Consider the following 13383-nt stretch of genomic DNA (forward strand, 5'->3'; position numbering starts at 1 on the left):
GTGCCGGTCGGGCCCCATCAGGCGCCGATGAGCTTGGTGAACTTCTCCTCGTACGCCGTCTCTTCCTCGCTGGTGAGCGAGCGGAAGGCGTGCGATTTGGCGGCCATTTCCTTGTCCGGGACGATCAGGACGTTGTCCGCGAGGGCCGGGTCGATCTTGGCGAGGTCTTCCTTGACGCCGTCGACGGGGCAGACGTAGCTGATGAAGGCCGCGAGCTGGGCGGCGACCGCGGGCTCGTAGTAGTAGTCGATGAGCTTCTCGGCGTTGGTCTTGTGCTGGGCGTGCGCGGGGACCAGCAGGTTGTCGCTGGAGATGAGGTATCCGGCGGCCGGGATGGCGTACTTGATGTCCGGATTGCCGGCCTGGAGCTGGACGACGTCGCCCGCCCAGGCGAGGCAGGCCGCGAGGTCGCCCTTGTCGAGGTCCGCCGTGTAGTCGTTGCCGGTGAAGCGGCGGATCTGCTTGGTGTCGACGCCCTTCTGGAGGCGGCCGATGGCGCCGTCGAAGTCGGCGGTGGTGAAGTTCGCCGGGTCCTTGCCCTGGTCGAGCAGGGTCATGCCGACGGTGTCGCGCATCTCGGTGAGGAAACCGACCCGGCCCTTGAGGGTGGGGTCGTCGAGCAGCTGCGTGACGGAGTCGACCTTCTTGCCCCCGGTGGCCTTGGCGTTGTAGGCGATGACCGTGTCGATGCCGGTCCAGGGGTAGCTGTGGGCGCGGCCCGGGTCCCAGTCGGGGTTGCGGAACTGGGGGATCAGGTTCGCGTAGGCGTGCGGGAGGTTGGCGGGGTCCAGCTTCTGCGCCCAGCCGAGGCGGATGATGCGGGCCGCGAGCCAGTCGGTGACGACGATCAGGTCCCGGCCGGTGTCCTGGCCGGCCGCCAGCTGCGGGCGGATCTTGCCGAAGAACTCGACGTTGTCGTTGATGTCCTCCGTGTACTTGACCTGGATTCCCGTGCGCTTGGTGAACGCCTCCAGCGTGGGCCGGGACTTCTCGTCGTCACTGGTGTCCATGTACTCGGTCCAGTTGGAGAAGTCGATCTCCTTCTCGGAAGCCGAGTGGTCGTCGGAGGCCGTCGTCGCGTCGCCTTCCCGCTTGGCGGGCGGGATGCCGCAGCCGGTCAGCCCGTACAGGCCGCCGACCGTGAGCGCCCCGATGCCGCCGGCGCGCAGCAGCGAACGCCGGGTGAGGGCGCCCCGGCCGCTGGCGAGGCTGCGGCGTATCGCGGCGAGTTGCGGCGGCGAGAGGCTGCCGGGCTCGAACTGCTCCATGCGCTGTGCCCTTTCGGGTGGGTGTGCCGCTTGGTCGGGCGGTCTCGGCTATCGGTCCCCGAAGATCGTGCGGTGCCAGTCCTTCGCGGCGACCGCGGTGTTGTCGTACATCACGTGCTTGACCTGCGTGTACTCCTCGAAGGAGTAGGCGCTCATGTCCTTGCCGAAGCCGCTCGCCTTGTAGCCCCCGTGAGGCATCTCGCTGATGATCGGGATGTGGTCGTTGACCCAGACGCAGCCGGCCTTGAGTTCGCGGGTGGCGCGGCCGGCCCGGTAGACGTCCCGGCTCCAGGCGGAGGCGGCGAGGCCGTACGGGGTGTCGTTGGCCAGCGCGATGCCCTCGTCGTCGGTGTCGAAGGGCAGTACGACGAGGACCGGGCCGAAGATCTCGGACTGGACGACCTCGCTGTCCTGCGCGGCGCCGGAGATCAGGGTGGGCCGGTAGTACGCCCCCTCCGCCAGCTCGCCGCCGGGGACCTCCCCGCCGGTGACCACCGTGGCGTACGCGCGGGCACGCTCGACGAAGCCGGCGACGCGGTCGCGCTGGGCGTGGGAGACGAGCGGGCCGAGGTCGGTGTCGGGCGCGAAGGGGTCGCCGAGGCGGACGGTGTCCATCAGTTCGGCGACGCGGGCGACGAAGGCGTCGTGCAGGGGCCGCTGGACGTAGGCCCGGGTGGCGGCGGTGCAGTCCTGGCCGGTGTTGATGAGGGAGGCGGCGACGGCGCCGTGCGCGGCGGCCTCCAGGTCGGCGTCGTCGAAGACGAGGAAGGGGGCCTTGCCGCCGAGCTCCAGGTGGAGGCGCTTGACGGTGGCGGTCGCGATCTCGGCGACGCGCTTGCCGACGGCGGTGGAGCCGGTGAAGGAGGTCATCACCACGTCCGGGTGCCCGACGAGGTGCTCGCCCGCGTCCCGGCCCGCGCCGGTGACGATGTTGATCACGCCGTCCGGCAGGCCCGCCTCCTTGGCCGCCTGGGCGAACATCAGCGAGGTCAGCGGCGTGAGCTCGGCGGGCTTGAGCACGATCGTGTTGCCCGCGGCGATCGCCGGGAGGATCTTCCAGGCCGCCATCTGGAGCGGGTAGTTCCAGGGGGCGATCGAGCCGACGACGCCGATGGCCTCGCGGCGTACGTAGGAGGTGTGGTCGCCCGAGTACTCGCCGGCGGCCTGTCCCTGGAGGTGGCGAGCGGCGCCCGCGAAGAAGGCGGTGTTGTCGATGGTCCCCGGCACGTCGAACTCCGTGGACAGCTTGATCGGCTTGCCGCACTGGAGGGATTCCGCGTACGCGAAGTCGTCGGCCTGCTCGGCCAGGACCGCGGCGAGCCGGTGGAGCGCGTCCGAGCGCTCGCCGGGGGTGGCTGCGGACCAGGCGGGGAAGGCCCGCTTGGCGGCGGCGACCGCCTCGTCCACGTCCGCCGGGCCCGCGAGCTCGTAGGTGAGCACGTCGGCGCCCGTGGCGGGGTCCACGACGGTGTGCGACCGCCCCGAGGTGCCGGGCCGGAGCCGGCCGTCGATGTACTGCGCGCCCTCTGCGAAGCGGTCCTTGACCTGGAAGCGGTTGCCCATCACGCTCTCACGCTCTCCGTAGCTACAGTTCGGGTAGACCCGAATTGAGTGCCGATCCTGACAGAGGTGCACCTCTCGGCCAAGTGATTCCGTTGTTGCCTTTTGATTACGCGACGGAATCGGTCGACCATGTGTCGAGGCACACCCGAAATCCCGTACGAAGTGTCAGTGGCGACTGCCACACTCGCGTGCATGGAGAAGATCGACAAGTTGATCGGCCTGGTCAGCCGTGGTGAGCGGGTGAAGTACCTGCCTTTCTGGGGCCACCGGCCGAGGCCCGACGGGCGCCTCGGACCGAGCTGTCTGAGCCAGTGGTGGCCCGCTGCCTTCACTGTGGGTGAGGTCCGCTACGCGTCGGCGGAGCACTGGATGATGGCCGGGAAGGCGCGCCTGTTCGCGGACGCCGAAGCGGAGCTTGCGGCGGTTGAGGCGAAGACTCCGGCGGAGGCGAAGAAGGCCGGGCGGCTGGTCCGCGGCTTCGACGAGGCGGTGTGGGAGCGGGAGCGGTACGCGCTGGTCGTGGACGGCAGCGTGCACAAGTTCGCCTCCGACCCCGCGCTGCGGGCGTACCTGCTGGGGACCGGCGACCGGGTCCTGGTGGAGGCGAGCCCCGTCGACCGGATCTGGGGCGTCGGGCTGGCCGCGGACGACGAGCGGGTCTGCGACCCGGCGCGCTGGCGGGGGCTGAACCTGCTGGGCTTCGCCCTGATGGATGCCCGGGAGCGGCTGAGAGCCGCGGACGGGGCGTGAGCGGCGCGGTGCCGGACCGCCGCCGGGTCGCCGCGGTGATCATCCGGGACGGCCTGCTGCTCATGGTCCGCGAGCGCGGCGTCGGCCTGCGGGGCGGCACGACGGGCCGGAGTACTGGACACTGCCCGGCGGCGGCCTGGAGCCCGGGGAGGATCCGCAGGAGGCGGTCCGCCGGGAGGTGGCCGAGGAGACCGGCCTGCGCGTCCTCGCCGTGCGGTACGCCCACGAGGCGCCGTACCCGTCGGGCCGGACCTCCTGCTACCGCGTCGAGGTGACCCCCGGCGCCCCCCGGCTCGGCCGGGACCCCGAACCGGAATGCGACTGCCCCCGCATGGTGGGCCTGATCTGGGTCCCGCTCGCCTGCTCCCCCGCCACCGCCGGCGGGACCGAGGTCATGGTCCCGACGCTGCTCATGCCGGCGCCGGCATGAGCCTTCCGCGCCGGCGGCCTCGCGGTGCGGTCAGATCCTCTCCCGCACTTGGGAGTCCGACGACGGGCCGTGGTGGTCCCCGTCACCGGAGCCGGGGGCGAAGAACGGGCCCGGGCTGAATATGAGGAGCAGCGTCAGGACGGCGCCGATCACGATGCCCACCGCGCCGCAGATGAGACCGGCCAGGGCGACGCCGCCATTGGTGGCCTCGCCGCGGCGGGCCTTGCCCCGGCCCAGCGCGCCGAACACGACCGCCGGGATGCCGAACACGACGGACCCGAACATGGTGGGGCACGCCACGATCGCCAGCACTCCGAGGACCAGCGCGGTGATCCCGAAGCCGTTGCTCGGCTGGGGGTAGCCGGGGTACCCGGGGTACCCCGGCGCGTAACCGGGATAGCCGGTCGCATAACCGGGGTAGGCCGCGTACCCGGGCTGGACCGGCGGCGCCGGCGGGCCGGGGTACGCGTAGCCCCCGGCCGCGGGCGGCGTCGCCGGGCCCGGATAGGCATAACCGCCGGGGGCGGGCGACGCCGGGTGACCGTAGGCGGTCGGCGGTGCGTAACCGCCGGAGGCGGCCGGCGGCGGGCTCCCCGCCCCCGGCATCTCCGCCACCGTCGGGTGCTCATGGACCCCCGGGCCGCCCGGCGCGTCCCCCGGCCGCCCCTCGGGCGGCGGCGGTGCCCACGGGTCCCTCGGCTCAGGGCTCTGCTGATCGGTCATACGGCACCCCCCTCTCGTACGGCCATGCTATGCGCCGGCACGGACACCGCCCCGCCTGCCTACGATGAAGCCGACCTGCCCGCACCCGTGTCCTCCCGGAGGCCTCCATGCCCGACCTGCACCCCTTCATCGCGGGGCTCCCCAAGGCCGAACTGCACGTCCACCACGTGGGCTCCGCCTCCCCCCGCATCGTGGCCGAACTCGCCGCCCGGCACCCCGACTCGAAGGTCCCCACCGACCCCGAGGCCCTCGCCGACTACTTCACCTTCACCGACTTCGCCCACTTCATCGAGGTCTACCTGTCGGTCGTGGACCTCGTCCGCACCCCCGACGACGTGCGCACCCTCACCTTCGAGGTGGCCCGCGACATGGCCCGGCAGAACATCCGCTACGCCGAGCTGACCATCACCCCCTACTCCTCCACCCGCCGCGGCATCGACGAGGACGCCTTCATGGCGGCCATCGAGGACGCCCGCAAGGCGGCCGAGGCCGAGCTCGGCGTCATCCTGCGCTGGTGCTTCGACATCCCCGGCGAGGCCGGCCTGGAGGCCGCCGCCGAGACCGCCCGGCTCGCCGTCGACCTGCGCCCCGAGGGCCTGGTCTCCTTCGGCCTCGGCGGTCCCGAGATCGGCGTGCCGCGCCCGCAGTTCAAGCCGTACTTCGACCGCGCGCGGGCGGCCGGCCTGCACAGCGTCCCGCACGCCGGCGAGACCACCGGCCCGCAGACCGTCTGGGACGCCATCAACGAGCTGGGCGCCCAGCGCATCGGCCACGGCACCAGCGCCACCCAGGACCCGGCGCTGCTCGCGTACCTCGCCGAGCACCGCATCGCGCTGGAGGTGTGCCCGACCTCGAACATCGCGACCCGCGCGGTCACCGACCTCGATCTGCACCCCGTCAAGGAGATGGTGCGGGCCGGAGTGCTCGTCACCATCAACAGCGACGACCCGCCGATGTTCGGCACCGACCTCAACAACGAGTACGCGGTCGCCGCCCGGCTCCTCGACCTCGACGAGCGCGGGCTCGCCTCCCTCGCGAAGAACGCCGTCGAGGCCTCCTTCCTGGACCCGGTGGGCAAGGCGAAGCTCAGCGCGGAGATCGACACGTACACCGAGGCGTGGCTCGCTTCCTGACGGCCCAGCAGAATGGGGCCATGCGCACCCTGACTGCCGTCGGCCACCGCGGCGATCCCTACCGAGTCCGCGAGAACACCCTCGGCTCGATCCGCTCCGCCTTCGCCCGGGGGGCGGACGCGGTGGAGATCGACGTACGGCTGACCCGCGACGGGACTCCGGTCCTGCTCCACGACGAGACGCTCCGGCGACTGTGGGGCCACGACGTACGGCTCGACGCCGTCACGGCCGCCCAGCTGCGGGAGCTGACGCAGGGCGGGGTGCCGGCCCTGCGCGAGGCACTGGCGGTGGCGGGCTCCGGCCGGCTGATGCTGGACCTGCCGGGTGCCACGCCGGAAGCCGTACGGGCGGTCGTGGACGAGGTCCGGGCGAGCGGTGCGCGCGAGCGCACGTACTACTGCGCGGGCCCGAACTCGATGCTGGCCGTCCGCGCCGCCGATCCGGACGCGGAGATCGCCCTGACCTGGACGACGCTGTCCCCGCCGCGCCGGGTGCTGATCGACGCGGTGAGGCCGGCCTGGCTCAACTACCGGTTCGGGCTCGTCAGCCGGGAGCTGACCGACGCCGTGCACCGGGACGGGCTGAGGGTGTCCGCCTGGACGGCGGACACGAAGCGGACGATGCGCGCGCTGCTGCTGGCCGGGGTGGACTCCGTGACCACGAACCGAGTGGACGCGCTGGCGGCGGTACGGGCCGAGCTCGGGCGGTGATACGCACCCGGGGGGAACGGGCCCGGCGGAGGGAATGGATCAGGCGGGCCGATCCGCGGTGGCGGGACGTCGGGCTGACGGTGCTCGTGCAGTCGGCCGTCTCGATGCCGTTCGTGGTGCCGCGGGCGCAGGACCTGCCGCCGGCAGACTGGCCCTCGTACGCGATGACCACGCTCGGCGTGCTGCCGCTGGTCTGGCGGCGCCGGGCGCCGGTGGCGGTACTGGTGGCCGTCCTCGTCGTGGGCGGGGTGTACAAGCTGACCTTGGACGGGCCGGGACAGCCTTTGCCGTACGCGGGCCTGATCGCCTTCTACACAGTGGCCCTCAGGTGCACGGCCCGCGTACGGCTGGGCGTGGGGCTGTTCACGGCGGTGGCGGTCGCCGTGTCCGTGGGGTGGAACACGGGGACGGCGCGCGAGTTGCTCTTCACGCTCTTCGTGTCGGTCGCCGCGTACGCGCTCGGCCGTCTGCAGTACACGCGGCAGGCGTACACGCGGGCCGTCGAGGCGCGGGCGGCGGAGCTGGAGCGGGCGAACCGGATAGAGGCGGAGCAGGCGGCGGCACGCGAACGGGCCCGGATCGCACGGGAGATGCACGACATCCTCTCGCACGCCGTCAGCATCATGATCGTGCAGGCGGAGGCCGGTCCGGTGGCGGTGCGGCGGGCCCCCGAGCGGGCGGAGGCGGCGTTCGACGCGATAGCCGGGACGGGGCGGGAGGCGATGGCGCAGCTGCGTTCCATGCTGGGCGTGCTGCGCGCCGAGGAGTCGGCGCCCCGGAGACCGCAGCCGGGGGTGGAGGAGCTGGCGGGGCTGCTGGAACGGGTGCGGGGCAGTGGCTTGGAGGTGTCCTACGAGCGCACGGGCGAGGTGCGGGCCCTGCCGGCCGCGCTGGAGACGACGGTGCACCGTGTGGTGCAGGAGGCGCTGACCAATGTGGTGAAGCACGCTCGGGCGTCGCGGGCCGCGGTGCGGCTGGACTACGGGTCGCGCGCCTTGACGGTGTCGGTGACGGACGACGGGCGGGGGCCGGGTGCCCCGTCGGGCGGTCACGGGCTGATCGGCATCCGGGAGCGTGCGGCCGCGCACGGCGGGACGGCCGAGTGCGGCCGGGGGCCGGGCGGGCGCGGGTTCCGGGTGCGGGTGACCCTGGTGGACGGGTGACCCCGGTGGACGGGTGACCCTGGTGGACGCCTGACCGTCGCGGCGGCGGGGCCGTTGCGGCCGCGGCTGTAACCTCGGCGCCGGAGGTGGGGAGTTGACGATCCGTGTGGTGGTGGCCGACGACCAGGAGCTGGTGCGCAGCGGCTTCGGGATGATCCTGGACGCGCAGGACGACATCGAGGTCGTCGCGGAGGTCGGGGACGGTGCGGCCGCGGTCGCGGCGGTACGGGCGCTGCGGCCGGACGTGGCGTTGCTGGACATCCGGATGCCGGTGACGGACGGGATCGAGGCGTGCCGGGTGATCTCGGCGCAGAGCTCCTGCCGGACGGTGATGCTGACGACCTTCGACTCGGACGAGTACGTCTACGAGGCGTTGCACGCCGGGGCGAGCGGGTTCCTGTTGAAGGACGTGCGGCGCGACGACCTGGTGCACGCGGTACGGGTGGTGGCGGCGGGCGAGTCTCTGCTGGCGCCCTCGGTGGCGCGACGGTTGATCGAGGAGTACACGGCGGTGACGGCTCGTCCGGGGCCCGGGGCGGCCCCGTCGGCGGGGGCGAACCCGGCCGCCGGGCGGCTGGAGTCGCTGACGGCGCGGGAGCGGGAGACTCTGCTGCACCTGGGGCGGGGGCTGTCGAACGCGGAGATCGCGGCGGCGCTGACGGTGAGCGAGCACACGGTGAAGTCACATGTGGGGAACGTGCTGGCCAAGTTGGGTCTGCGGGACCGGGTCCAGGCGGTGATCTGCGCGTACGAGACGGGGTTGATCGCGGCGGGGGTCGGGTCCCCGTGAGGGGTGGTCCCTCCCGGGAGTGAGAGGCGGGGTGCCGACTCCCCCGCTCCGGTGAGTTGCCGTACCGCACAAGACCCCTCTTGCCGGTGATCCGCCACCACCCCTGTGACCTGGAGCATTGAGGTCATCGGGGCGGAAGTCGCCCGGTGGACACCAAGGGGGATCCCATCATGAACGCGCGTACCCGCACTCTGGTCGCGGCCACTGTGCTCCTGGGCATCGTGTCCGGCTCGGCCGTCGCCCATGCCGCACCGCGGGGGCCGGTTCCGCCCTCGGGATCGGTCTCGCTCTCGGTGGCCTCGGGGTCGGGCCCGGGGTCGGTCTCGGCGGGCGTCGCGGCGCCGGTCTTCTCCACCGCGCCGGACGCCGAGGCGCTGACGAAGGCGCTGGAGGGAGTCGGCGTCGGGAACGCGGACGCGACGGCCGCCCTGATACGGGTCGGAGGTTCGAGCGGCTCCTGGCGGGGCGCCTCCGGAGTCGCGGATCTCGTCGGCGGGCGCCCGGCCTTGGAGCAGGGCCGTTTCCGGGCGGGGTCGGTGACCAAGACCTTCACGGCGGCCGTGGTCCTGCAACTGGCCGCCGAAGGGAAGGTCGATCTCGACGGGCCGGTACAGCGGTACCTGCCCGGGACGTTCCCGGACCGTTTTCCGTCCGTGTCGGTGCGCGAGCTGCTCAACCACACGAGCGGCATCAAGCCGGCGGACGGCCCGGGCGACGCCTTCGAGGCGCAGTGGGACCACCGGTTCGATGTCGTCGACCCCCACGATCAGATCGCCAACGCGCTCGCGAAGGGGCCGGAGTTCGACCCGGGTTCGGCTCAGCACTACCTGAACATCAACTACACCGTCCTGGGTGTCCTCATAGAGAAGCTGACGGGCACCGCGTACGAGGAGCAGGTCGACCGGCGGATCCTGCGTCCACTGGGGTTGTGCCAGACCTCCTTCCCGGGTCGGACCCGCACCCGGATACCGGGCCCGTACAACCACGGCTACCAGGCGGTGCCGCGCCCCGACGGCTCGACCGAACTGCGGGACGTGTCGGTGTGGAACACCTCCGACCGCTGGGCGGCGGGCGACATCATCTCGACCACCGCGGACCTGGAGCGGTTCACGGTGGCTCTGTTCGGCGGGCGGGTCGTACCGCGGGCGCAGCTGGAGGAGATGTTCACCGTCCCGGCGGTGAAGGACGTCGAGAGCGGCAAGGACGCCGCGCTGACGGCGGGCCTGTCCAGGATCGTGATGCCGGACGGCACCGAGGTGTGGGGGAAGACGGGGAGCCGCTTCGGCTACAGCACCGGGATGGGTGGCACGCGGGACCTCTCCCGGACGCTGGTCTACTCGGTCAACTCCACCGACGCGAAGGGGAAGGGGATGAACCCGGTGGTGGGGAAGCTCCTGGCAGCCGCCCTCACGCGGCCGCGCCCGTAAGCGCCTCCAGCCGCTTGATCAGGCGGCGCAGGGCCAGCAGCGGGATGACCCCGAAGACGCCGAACGACATGTCGATGACGCTCCACCCGAAGGGGATGCCCCGGATCGGCCCGCAGATCAGGGCCAGCGGGATCACCCCGGCGCACGCGATCATGCCGGCTTCCACGATCCAGACGTTGCGCACCGGGTCGCGGTGGACCCCGTAGAAGAAGACGGCGATCACCAGGTGGGCGAAGGCGAGCCAGTCGTTGCCGTAGAGGAGGAAGGGGTACTGCGCGTCGGCCTGGTCCAGCCCGTCGCCCACCCGCCGCAGCCACTCGTGGGACACCACGGAGTTCGCCCAGTGGAGCTCACTGACCAGGGGAAAGGCAGTGAGCCCGCTGAGTACGAGGCAGACGATGAACAGGACCAGCCAGGCACGGATCCGCCGCTGGAGGGCGCTTGTCTCGCTCATGGGAGGAAGCGTACGCAGCATTCTGAACGCGTTCAGCCAGAATGCTGAACATGTTCAGTTCTGTGGCCGTACCGTGACGCGGGATCGGCGCCCGGAGGTCACAGGCCGACGATGCCGTTCCAGCGCTTGGCGAAGGACCGGCGCTCCGCCGAGGAGATGTCCCGGGCCACGACGAGGCGCCCCCGCATCTCGTCGTCCGGGAAGATCAGCGGGTTCGCGGCGAGTTCGGCGGTCTTCTTGTCCGGGGAGGCGGCCAGTACCTCGCGGGCGGCCGGGACCGGGCAGACGTAGTTGACGGCGGCGGCGAGTTCCGCCGCCACCGCCGGGTCGTAGTAGTAGTCGACCAGCGCCTCCGCATTGGCCTTGTGCAGGGCCAGGTTGGGCACCAGCAGGCTTTCCGCCCAGAGTTCGGCGCCCTCCTCCGGGACCACGAACTCGATGTCGGGGTTGTCGGCCTGCAGCTGCACGACGTCACCGGAGTAGGCCTGGCAGGCCAGCACGTCACCCTTGCTCAGGTCGGAGGTGTAGTCGTTGCCGGTGAAGCGGCGGATGTGCTTCTTCTTCACCATCGCCTCGACCTGGTCGCACATCCGGTGGAAGTCGCCCTCGGTCCAGCGGGTGACGTCCACGCCGTTGCCCTGCATCAACAGGGCGAAGGACTCGTCGAGTCCGGAGAAGAGCGTCACCTTGCCCGCGAGGTCGGGCTGCCACAGGTCCTTGACGGACTTGATCTCCCGGCCCAGCGCCTTGCGGTTGTAGGCGATGCCGGTGATCCCCGACTGCCACGGCACGGTGTGCAGCCGGGCCTCGTCGAAGGCGGGGGAACGCAGCTGCGGGTCGAGGTACTTGGCCACGTTCGGCTGCGCCGAGCGGTCCATCTTCTGCGCCCAGCCCAGGCGGACGAAGCGGGCCGCCATCCAGTCGCTGACCACCACCAGGTCGTGGCCGGTCTGCTGGTGGTTCATGAGGGCCGGGCTGATCTTGCCGAAGAACTCGTCGTTGTCGTTGATCTCCTCCGAGTACCGGACCTCGACACCCGTCTTCTCGGAGAAGGCGTCCAGCGTCGGACGGCGCTGTTCGTCCTCGTCGTCGGTGTCGATGTAGAGCGGCCAGTTGGAGAAGGCGAGGCTGCGCTCACCGGCAGAGCGGTCCGGGCCCTGCCGGCGGTCCTCGGGGACGTAGGCGGCGGGCACCCCGCAGCCGGTGAGGGCGGCCAGCAGGCCCGCGGCACCGATGCCGCGCAGCGCGGCGCGACGGGAGAAGGGGAGTTCAGGCATGCCCAAAGCCTGGGACACGACGAAGGGGCGGACAATAGACAACGTGTCTACTGCCCGCCCCCTCGGCGTTCTGCGCTGATCAGTGCGGGACGGCCGCCGTGGCCGCCCGGCCCGCCACCGCGACGGCCGCCGCGGCTCAGCCGTCGAGCGAGGTCATCACGTGCTTGATGCGGGTGTAGTCCTCGAAGCCGTAGGCGGAGAGGTCCTTGCCGTAGCCGGACTTCTTGAAGCCGCCGTGGGGCATCTCGGCGACGAGCGGGATGTGGGTGTTGATCCACACGCAACCGAAGTCGAGGTTCTTGGACATCCGCATCGCGCGGCCGTGGTCCTTGGTCCACACGGAGGAGGCGAGGGCGAACTCGACGCCGTTCGCGTACTCCAGGGCCTGGGCCTCGTCCGTGAAGGACTGCACCGTGATGACGGGGCCGAAGACCTCGTTCTGGATGATCTCGTCGTCCTGCTTGAGGCCGGAGACCACGGTCGGGGCGTAGAAGTAGCCCTTCTCGCCGACCTGGTGGCCGCCCGCCTCGACCTTGGCGTGGGCGGGAAGGCGCTCGATGAAGCCCGCGACCTGCCTCAGCTGGTTCGGGTTGTTCAGCGGGCCGTACAGCACGTCCTCGTCGTCCGGCTGACCGGTCTTGGTGTCGGCGGCGGCCTTGGCGAGCGCCGCCACGAACTCGTCGTGGATCGACTCGTGCACCAGCACGCGGGTGGCGGCGGTGCAGTCCTGGCCGGCGTTGAAGTAGCCGGCGACCGCGATGTCCTCCACGGCCTTGGCGAGGTCGGCGTCCTCGAAGACGACGACCGGGGCCTTGCCGCCGAGCTCCAGGTGGACGCGCTTGACGTCCTTCGAGGCGCTCTCGGCGACCTGCATGCCCGCGCGCACCGAGCCCGTGATGGAGGCCATCGCCGGGGTGGAGTGCTCGACCATGGCCTTGCCGGTCTCGCGGTCGCCGCACACGACGTTGAAGACGCCCTTGGGCAGGATCGAGTCGATGATCTCGGCCATCAGGACGGTGGAGGCCGGGGTGGTGTCCGAGGGCTTGAGCACGACGGTGTTGCCCGCGGCGATGGCCGGGGCGAACTTCCACACGGCCATCATCATCGGGTAGTTCCACGGCGCGACCTGGGCACAGACGCCGACCGGCTCGCGGCGGATGATCGAGGTCATCCCGTCCATGTACTCACCGGCGGAGCGGCCCTCCAGCAGGCGCGCGGCGCCCGCGAAGAAGCGGATCTGGTCCACCATCGGCGGCAGCTCCTCGCTGGCCGTCAGGCCCAGCGGCTTGCCGGTGTTCTCCGACTCGGCGGCCACCAGCTCGTCCGCGCGCGCCTCGAAGGCGTCCGCGATCTTGAGCAGGGCCTTCTGCCGCTCGGAGGGGGTGGTGTCGCGCCAGCCCGGGAAGGCGGCGGCGGCGGCCGCCATGGCCGCGTCCACATCGGCCTGGCCGGAGAGCGGGGCGGTGGCGTACACCTCGCCGGTGGCGGGGTTGACCACATCGGTGGTCCGGCCGTCGGCGGCGTCCTTGAACTCTCCGCCGATGTAGTTGCGCAGACGACGCAGTTCGGTGGTCACTACAGCCACTCTCCTGATCACATGTCCAACGATTGAGACGAGTCCTCAGCCTATCTCGTCCGCTGACGCTTTCGACAGGGCCGGATGCCACTGGCTGCGAAATCCGTGCAATCCGAGAG

Annotated in this window: 13 protein-coding genes; 7 read left to right on the top strand and 6 right to left on the bottom strand. The window is 71.5% G+C overall.

Annotated features, from left to right (window positions below):
* Nucleotides 1-17: 17 nt before the first annotated feature.
* Both IE207_RS26465 and IE207_RS26470 read right to left on the bottom strand, forming a co-directional pair.
* Nucleotides 18-1268: an ABC transporter substrate-binding protein gene (locus tag IE207_RS26465; RefSeq protein WP_190186832.1), complete on the bottom strand. Its 1251-nt coding sequence runs from the start codon at nucleotides 1266-1268 to the stop codon at nucleotides 18-20.
* A 48-nt stretch (nucleotides 1269-1316) separates the two neighbouring features.
* Nucleotides 1317-2831 (bottom strand): gamma-aminobutyraldehyde dehydrogenase, encoded by a 1515-nt coding sequence (locus tag IE207_RS26470; protein ID WP_190186912.1) that lies wholly within the window; start codon nucleotides 2829-2831, stop codon nucleotides 1317-1319.
* A 192-nt stretch (nucleotides 2832-3023) separates the two neighbouring features.
* On the opposite strand from IE207_RS26470, the gene ybiA reads away from it, so the two are divergent.
* The gene (gene ybiA, locus IE207_RS26475; RefSeq protein ID WP_190186833.1) at nucleotides 3024-3581 is read left to right on the top strand and encodes a riboflavin biosynthesis intermediates N-glycosidase; all 558 of its coding nucleotides are present in this window, start codon (nucleotides 3024-3026) and stop codon (nucleotides 3579-3581) included.
* Nucleotides 3582-3717: 136 nt separating this feature from the next.
* A complete protein-coding gene (locus IE207_RS33450; protein ID WP_373304775.1) occupies nucleotides 3718-4011 on the top strand; it encodes an NUDIX hydrolase in 294 nt (97 codons plus the stop codon).
* 30 nt (nucleotides 4012-4041) lie between these two features.
* On the opposite strand, the gene IE207_RS26485 is transcribed toward IE207_RS33450, so the two are convergent.
* On the bottom strand, nucleotides 4042-4734 hold the full coding sequence (locus IE207_RS26485; protein WP_190186834.1) for a DUF4190 domain-containing protein: 693 nt from the start codon (nucleotides 4732-4734) through the stop codon (nucleotides 4042-4044).
* A 107-nt stretch (nucleotides 4735-4841) separates the two neighbouring features.
* Here IE207_RS26485 and IE207_RS26490 point away from each other — a divergent pair, with 107 nt between their 5' ends.
* From IE207_RS26490 to IE207_RS26510, 5 genes are all read left to right on the top strand, one after another.
* Nucleotides 4842-5867: an adenosine deaminase gene (locus IE207_RS26490; RefSeq protein WP_190186835.1), complete on the top strand. Its 1026-nt coding sequence runs from the start codon at nucleotides 4842-4844 to the stop codon at nucleotides 5865-5867.
* Between the two features lie 20 nt (nucleotides 5868-5887).
* Nucleotides 5888-6577, top strand: a complete 690-nt coding sequence (locus IE207_RS26495) for a glycerophosphodiester phosphodiesterase (RefSeq protein WP_190186836.1) — start codon at nucleotides 5888-5890, stop codon at nucleotides 6575-6577.
* Entirely contained in the window at nucleotides 6577-7740 is a 1164-nt protein-coding gene (locus tag IE207_RS26500) for a sensor histidine kinase (RefSeq protein WP_373304776.1), read from the top strand. Before IE207_RS26495 ends, IE207_RS26500 begins: the two co-directional genes overlap by 1 nt.
* 94 nt (nucleotides 7741-7834) lie before the next feature.
* On the top strand, nucleotides 7835-8530 hold the full coding sequence (locus tag IE207_RS26505) for a response regulator (RefSeq protein WP_190186837.1): 696 nt from the start codon (nucleotides 7835-7837) through the stop codon (nucleotides 8528-8530).
* Between the two features lie 170 nt (nucleotides 8531-8700).
* Nucleotides 8701-9957, top strand: a complete 1257-nt coding sequence (locus IE207_RS26510) for a serine hydrolase domain-containing protein (RefSeq protein WP_190186838.1) — start codon at nucleotides 8701-8703, stop codon at nucleotides 9955-9957.
* Here IE207_RS26510 and IE207_RS26515 read toward each other — a convergent pair.
* The 3 genes from IE207_RS26515 to IE207_RS26525 form a co-directional block, all read right to left on the bottom strand.
* Nucleotides 9938-10411, bottom strand: a complete 474-nt coding sequence (locus tag IE207_RS26515; protein ID WP_190186839.1) for a hypothetical protein — start codon at nucleotides 10409-10411, stop codon at nucleotides 9938-9940. The two genes, IE207_RS26510 and IE207_RS26515, sit on opposite strands and share 20 nt — an antisense overlap.
* A gap of 98 nt (nucleotides 10412-10509) precedes the next feature.
* Entirely contained in the window at nucleotides 10510-11688 is a 1179-nt protein-coding gene (locus IE207_RS26520) for a polyamine ABC transporter substrate-binding protein (protein ID WP_190186840.1), read from the bottom strand.
* A 136-nt stretch (nucleotides 11689-11824) separates the two neighbouring features.
* The gene (locus tag IE207_RS26525; protein ID WP_190186841.1) at nucleotides 11825-13264 is read right to left on the bottom strand and encodes a gamma-aminobutyraldehyde dehydrogenase; all 1440 of its coding nucleotides are present in this window, start codon (nucleotides 13262-13264) and stop codon (nucleotides 11825-11827) included.
* Nucleotides 13265-13383: the final 119 nt, after the last annotated feature.

Origin of the sequence: Streptomyces cirratus, from assembly GCF_014650775.1 — a bacterium.
GTDB lineage: Bacteria > Actinomycetota > Actinomycetes > Streptomycetales > Streptomycetaceae > Streptomyces > Streptomyces cirratus.

What these genes read in the sequence shown, in the direction of transcription:
- IE207_RS26495 (WP_190186836.1), top strand. Translation starts at nt 5,888, where the DNA reads ATGCGCACCCTGACTGCCGTCGGCCACCGCGGCGATCCCTACCGAGTC.
- IE207_RS26470 (WP_190186912.1), bottom strand. Translation starts at nt 2,831, where the DNA reads ATGGGCAACCGCTTCCAGGTCAAGGACCGCTTCGCAGAGGGCGCGCAG.
- IE207_RS26465 (WP_190186832.1), bottom strand. Translation starts at nt 1,268, where the DNA reads ATGGAGCAGTTCGAGCCCGGCAGCCTCTCGCCGCCGCAACTCGCCGCG.
- IE207_RS26515 (WP_190186839.1), bottom strand. Translation starts at nt 10,411, where the DNA reads ATGAGCGAGACAAGCGCCCTCCAGCGGCGGATCCGTGCCTGGCTGGTC.
- IE207_RS26490 (WP_190186835.1), top strand. Translation starts at nt 4,842, where the DNA reads ATGCCCGACCTGCACCCCTTCATCGCGGGGCTCCCCAAGGCCGAACTG.
- IE207_RS26510 (WP_190186838.1), top strand. Translation starts at nt 8,701, where the DNA reads ATGAACGCGCGTACCCGCACTCTGGTCGCGGCCACTGTGCTCCTGGGC.
- IE207_RS26520 (WP_190186840.1), bottom strand. Translation starts at nt 11,688, where the DNA reads ATGCCTGAACTCCCCTTCTCCCGTCGCGCCGCGCTGCGCGGCATCGGT.
- ybiA (WP_190186833.1), top strand. Translation starts at nt 3,024, where the DNA reads ATGGAGAAGATCGACAAGTTGATCGGCCTGGTCAGCCGTGGTGAGCGG.
- IE207_RS26485 (WP_190186834.1), bottom strand. Translation starts at nt 4,734, where the DNA reads ATGACCGATCAGCAGAGCCCTGAGCCGAGGGACCCGTGGGCACCGCCG.